General features: G+C 67.3%; 6 protein-coding genes. 4 read left to right on the forward strand and 2 right to left on the reverse strand.

Annotated features, from left to right (window positions below; all coding sequences use genetic code 11):
* A partial coding sequence (locus BGN95_RS07120; RefSeq protein ID WP_502688262.1) for an Rv3169 family protein occupies window positions 1–287 on the reverse strand: 287 nt, incomplete at its 3' end.
* Between the two features lie 303 nt (window positions 288–590).
* Window positions 591–1,250 carry a hypothetical protein gene (locus BGN95_RS07125; protein ID WP_286772095.1) on the reverse strand — a complete coding sequence of 220 codons (660 nt, stop codon included), beginning with the start codon at window positions 1,248–1,250 and terminating at the stop codon, window positions 591–593.
* A 160-nt stretch (window positions 1,251–1,410) separates the two neighbouring features.
* Between BGN95_RS07125 and BGN95_RS07130 the strand changes: the two genes are divergently transcribed.
* The 4 genes from BGN95_RS07130 to BGN95_RS07145 form a co-directional block, all read left to right on the forward strand.
* Complete coding sequence (locus BGN95_RS07130) at window positions 1,411–2,127, forward strand: NRDE family protein (protein WP_286772096.1); 717 nt, start codon at window positions 1,411–1,413, stop codon at window positions 2,125–2,127.
* 121 nt (window positions 2,128–2,248) lie between these two features.
* Window positions 2,249–4,834 carry an AMP-binding protein gene (locus BGN95_RS07135; RefSeq protein WP_286772097.1) on the forward strand — a complete coding sequence of 862 codons (2,586 nt, stop codon included), beginning with the start codon at window positions 2,249–2,251 and terminating at the stop codon, window positions 4,832–4,834.
* A gap of 19 nt (window positions 4,835–4,853) precedes the next feature.
* Complete coding sequence (locus tag BGN95_RS07140; RefSeq protein WP_265312419.1) at window positions 4,854–5,267, forward strand: MbcA/ParS/Xre antitoxin family protein; 414 nt, start codon at window positions 4,854–4,856, stop codon at window positions 5,265–5,267.
* Window positions 5,261–5,839 (forward strand): RES family NAD+ phosphorylase (locus tag BGN95_RS07145; RefSeq protein WP_502688263.1); only part of this gene is annotated, 579 nt, incomplete at its 3' end. The genes BGN95_RS07140 and BGN95_RS07145, both read left to right, overlap by 7 nt.

Below are 5,839 nucleotides of genomic sequence, written 5' to 3' on the forward strand. Positions count from 1 at the left end.
ACCTCGATGCCGATCGGGCCGACGCGGGTATCCATCCGTTCCATCCCCAGCCCGCGGCTGGCGTGGAGGTTGACCTGCTTGCCGCCGATCAGCCAGCAGAAGGCGGCGTCGATCACGTTGAGGTGCGGATAGACCCCCATCGCCACCGCGAAGAAGCCGTCGGTATCGGCATTGGGGGTGTAGCCGTTGAAGAAATAGCGGTCGTAGAAATTGCGATCGGTGCCGGCGTAAGCGACCGGCTCCGGCGTCTGGTGGATCGGGAAATCATCCCCTTTTGTCAGCACCATGCCTGCTCTCCATGGGGCACGGTCTGGCGCCGCGCATCGCGAGAGACTGGCCCAGCGACGGCCGCGCTGTCAATGTTTCGATAACAGAAGTTATGGCGGTTCGCGTTGCAGCGGCTCAGCTAGCCGTTCGTCCCGCGCCTGTCGAAGGGCTGTCCGTCTTCGCGAGGAAGAAAGGCCCGCACTTCACGGCGCCGCGTGTCGGCGTCCCCTTGTGTCCCCGCGAAGGCGGGGACCCGGTCCGGGCTCCCGCCTTCGCGGGAGCACACGGGGTTTCGTAATCGCTCTTGGGCAACGAACGAAAGTCTACCCGCCCGCGCGGCACTGGCGCTGCTGGTCGACGCGTTCCTGGCTGTCGCCCGATCCGCGGGTGAGGATCGAGAGGTTGCGGCAGGTCTGCGTGCCGTCGCGATCGGCCGGGCCGGCGACGACGAACCCGCGTTCGCCGGCCCTGGCGTCGCGCCATTCCTGCATGTCGCCGCTGCGCAACGCCGCGTCGATCGCCGCGGCGCGGCTGGCGAATGCGGCGGTCGTCGCGTCGCCCAGCGACCGCGCGGATATGATCTCGGTCGCGTCAGCGGGGACGGGGGCGGGCACCGCCTGCGCGGCCGCCGGCGCACGGCGCGGACGGTGGCGCGCGACGGCTTTTCCCGCGTCCGCGAAAACCGCCGGCACCGAATCGGGGATCGGGATGCTGACGACATAATCGCCGCGCGTGGGCACGCCGGTGGCGGCGAGCGCGATCCCGCCGATCCCTACGCATCCCAGCACCGCCGCGCCAACCACTCGCCAGCCGGCGAACCGGGCGCGTCGGCGCACCGCCGGGACGAACGTATCGCCGGCGATATCGCGCGCGAAGCGATGCTCCTCGCGGACGATATAGAGCGGGCCGCAACTGATCGTGGTGCGTCGCACGACACGCGCCGCGGGCAGCCCCGCGCGCGGTTTCAGCCGGTCAATGTCCATCTCACTCACCCCTTCACCCCGGACCGCGGCGGGCCGGCGGAGGCGAGTCGTTCCGTCGCGGTGGGCGGCAGCATCGCGCTTCCGCCGCTTTATGGCAAGTTCGGCATTAACCACGGCGCCGCTGTTGCGATTGCGGTGAAGTGCTGGAACAAGCGCGCTTATGTGTGTGCTTGCAATCGCCTGGCGGGCTGATCCGCGTTGGAAGCTGGTGGTCGCCGCCAATCGCGACGAATTCCACGATCGCCCGGCCGAGGCGCTACAGCGCTGGCCCGACGGTACGATCATCGCCGGGCGCGATGCGCAGGCCGGCGGGACGTGGCTGGCGGTCGCCGCGCCTGGGCGGTTCGCCGCGGTGACCAATTTGCGCGGGTTCGGCGCTCCCGATCCGTCGCGTGCGTCGCGCGGCGCGCTGGTTACCGGGCTCGCGACGGGGATCGTGCCGCCGACCGAGCGGCTCGGCGATTACAATCCGTTCAACGCGGTGACGATCGGCGACGACGATGCGCTGTTCCTGTCTAACCGCCCCACGCCGCTGGCGCGCGCGCTCGCGCCCGGGCTTCATGCCATGTCGAACGGCCCGCTCGATCCGCCGTGGCGCAAGACGATCCGGCTGAGCGAGGTGATCGCCCGCTGGCTCAGCGGCGCGGAACATGATCGCGAGGCGCTGTTCGCCGGGCTGCGCGACGCGACCCCGGCGGCCGGGACCGATGACGATCCGGCGCCGATCTTCGTCCGCGACACGGCCTATGGCACGCGCTGCAGCACGATCGTGCTGGTCGACGCCGGCGATAACGGGCTGATCGTCGAACGGCGGTTCGACCGGCACGGCGACGCGGTCGGCGACACCGCTATCGCCTTTCGCTGGCGCGCCGACTGAGCGGCCGCTGTCCGCAATCGGGACAGGCGGCGATCGGCACTGCGCGGGGTCTTCTTCCTAAAGTTCAATAATGTTAATGAACTGTTCACCGAATCGATAACGAATTTGGGGTGACAGGGGAGTGGCAGGCAGGGGTAGAGCGCCGCCGCTCTTCGCGGCGACGCTGCAGCAATGGGGTGCCGCACCGGCATTGGTCTGCGAGGATGGCCGATCGATTTCGTTCGACCAGCTCGCGGGGTTGGCCGACGACTTTGCCGCTGCCCTGCCCGACGAAATCCTGCTGCTGGCGGTCGAGGCGCGAAACCGGGTCGAAGCGGTGGTTGCATATCTCGGAGCGCTCCGCTCGGGCACCCCGGTGATCATGCATCACGAGGCGGCCGCGGCCGGACATATTCTCGATCATTATCGGCCCGACGCGCGCTATCTGCTCGATGAGGCAAGCGGCGCGTGGCGGCTGGAGGCGACGCCAGCCGCGTGGGAACTTGAACCGCACCCCGATCTGGCGTTGTTGCTGTCCACCTCCGGCTCGACCGGCAGCCCCAAGCTTGTGCGGCTCAGCGCCAATGCGCTCGATGCCAATGCGCGGTCGATTGCCGCCTATCTCGGCCTCACCGCCGCCGATCGCGCGGTCACCAGTTTGCCGCTTTCCTATTCCTACGGGCTGTCGGTGGTGAACTCGCATCTGACGGTGGGGGGATCGATCGTGCTGACCGAGGCGAGCGTCGCCGATGCGACCTTCCGCGATATGCTGCACACGCACGGTGTCACCGGGCTCGCGGGGGTGCCGCACAGCTATGAACTGATGGACCGCGCCGGCCTGTTGGCGGATCTGCCGGTTAGCCTGACCACGCTGACCCAGGCCGGGGGGCGGATGGCGCCCGATCTCGTCGCGCGCATCGCCGGGCAGGTGCGCGACAGCGAGGCGCGGTTGTTCATCATGTACGGGCAGACCGAGGCGACGGCGCGCATCGCCTATCTTCCGCCCGAGCAATTGACGCTGCATCCCGGCGCGATCGGTCGGGCGATCCCCGGCGGCGAGCTGTGGTTGGAGAACGGGCAGGGCGCGCGCGTCGCCGCGGGCGAGCCGGGCGAACTCGTCTATCGCGGCCCCAATGTGATGATGGGCTATGCCACCGCGCGGCGCGACATGGCCGATCCGCCCGGTCCCGACGTGCTACGCACCGGCGATCTGGCGATCGAGATCGAACCGGGGCTGTTCCGCATCGTCGGGCGCAAGAGCCGCTTCGTGAAGGCGTACGGGTTGCGGGTCGGGCTCGACGATCTGGAGGAAAGATGCCGCGCGGCCGGCGCGGCGACCTGTTGCGTTGCCGGTGACGATGCATTGGTGGTGGTCGCCGCCGCGGCGACCGCGGATCTGGACAAGGCACGACAGGCGCTGGGCGGGCTCGATCTTCCTGCTACGTTGTTCGAATTCGTCGAATTCGCCGCGCTGCCCCGCACGCAGCGAGGCAAGATCGATTATGCGGCGGTGCTTCGTGCGGGGCATGCAGCCCGCGAGCGGTTGCTCCTCGCAGACGGCAGCGCGATCGAACGGGTCGCGCGGCTCTATCGGGGGTTGGCGCATGGCATGCCGATTGCCGAGACCGACAGTTTCGAGAGCCTCGGCGGCGATTCCCTCAGCTATGTGCAATGTTCGATCGCGATCGAGGATGCGCTCGGCGCCTTGCCCGAAGGCTGGGAGACACTGTCGCTCGCGCAATTACGTGCTCGGGCGCAGACCGATGCGCCGCGCCACGCGCATTGGCATTTGATCTGGCTGGAAAGCGACATCATCGTCCGGTGCCTGGCGATCATGCTGATCCTGTTCCAGCATGCGCTGGGCGGGATGCAGGGCGGTGCCGACGTCCTGATGATGCTGGCCGGCTTTACCTGGGCGAGATTTCAACGAACACGGTTGCTCGCCGGGCGATCGGGGGCGGTATTCCTCGATTTCGCGCGGCGTTACTTGCTGATTTACCTCGCGATCATGCTGGTGGTCTTTGCCCATGACCGGCATATCCTGTGGCGGCACCAATTGTTCGTCAGCACGTTCCACGGCGATTGGGGCGGAATTCTCAACCCCTATTGGTTTATCGAAAGCCTGACCTGGTGCGTGGCGGTGACCTGTATCTTGCTCGCCATACCCGCTGTTCGCCGCTTCGCCACGCTCCGTCCGACCGGTTTCGGGATGGCATTTGCCGGGGCCGCGCTGATGATCCACCTGATTGGCGGTCGCGTCGGCGATGCGGCCGGGCACGCTTTCCGCAGCCCCGATCAGACATTGGTCTATTTCGCGACGGGCTGGGCGATCGCCCAAGCGGGACGGCCGCTGCGTCTCGCGCTGTTTCTGATGCTCGCGACCGTTTCCACGCTGGCATGGGGATGGAACGATGCGCATGTCGCGGCGATGCTCGTTGCGGCGGGGCTGATCGTCTTCGTGCGGCGGATCCCGCTGCCCGACATCGCCGGGCGAATGATGATCATGATCGCCGCGGCAAGCTTCTATATTTATATCTTCAACATCTTCCCGATGTATGTGACCGACACCGTCCTGCACGCCAAATTCGGGGAATTTTGGGTTGCGCAGATCATCGCATCGCTGGCGCTGGGGATCGGCGCCTATCTGATCCTGCCGCGCGCGCGCATGGTCCACGATCTTATTCGCAAGCGCGTGACATTGCCATATGGCCTGACATCCCATATATGATGCCATATGGAGATTGACCATGTTGGCATTGCAGCCGGTTGATACCGCACCCCAGGCGTTCCGCGCCGACCCGATTACGCAGGAGGAGGGCGAGGCGATGTTCCGTGCCACGCTCAACCTGTTCGGCAAATGGGGCGTCACCGACGAGCAGGCCGCGACCTTGCTCGACATGCCGGTGCGCAGCTATCGCCGCTGGAAGGCGGAAGGGCCGGGGCGGATCTCGCGCGACGGTCGCGCGCGGCTCTCCAACCTGCTCGGCATCCATAAGGCGCTCAGGATCATCTTCAGCGAGCCGCAGCGCGGTTATGGCTGGGTGCGCGCCGCCAATCGCGCCTTCGCCGGCGCGAGCGCGCTCGACGTGATGTTGGGCGGCGAACTGACCGATATCATGCGGGTGCGGCGTTATCTCGACGCCGAGCGCGGCGGGTGGTGACGGCGGCCGAGGCCGCGACCACGCATCTCGAATGGAAGGGCGCGGTACGGATCATCCGCAGTCTGTTTCCGCCGATCGACCTGTTCGAGGATATCGCCGATCCGGCCGACTGGCCGCTGCTGCTCTCGGCCGAGCAGAAGACCAATCCGCGCATCATGGCGACGATCGGCAACCTCGATCTGGTGCCGGCCGACCGCCGCGTGGGCGGGCCGGGGGCGTCGTGGCTGATGGCCTCGTTCACGCATGTCAGCCCCGACCGGCCGAGCCGCTTTTCGGCGGGCGATTATGGCGTGCTCTATGTCGGGGATCGCTACGAGACTGCGCTGTTCGAGACGATCCACCACCATGCGCGCTTCATGGCGCGCACCGCCGAGCCGCCGGGCTGGACCTCGCAGTTCCGCGAGATCGTGCTCAACGTGTCGGGAGATCTCGTCGATCTGCGCGCGGCGGGAGCGGACGATTTGCTCGATCCGGACGATTATGCCCCGGCGCAGCGTTTTGCGGCACAGGTGCGCGCGTCGGAGGCGGACGGCATCGTCTATCCCAGCGTGCGCTATCCGGGGGGTGAATGC

Origin of the sequence: Sphingomonas sp. 66-10 (assembly GCF_001897045.1) — a bacterium.
GTDB classification, from domain to species: domain Bacteria; phylum Pseudomonadota; class Alphaproteobacteria; order Sphingomonadales; family Sphingomonadaceae; genus Sphingomonas; species Sphingomonas lycopersici.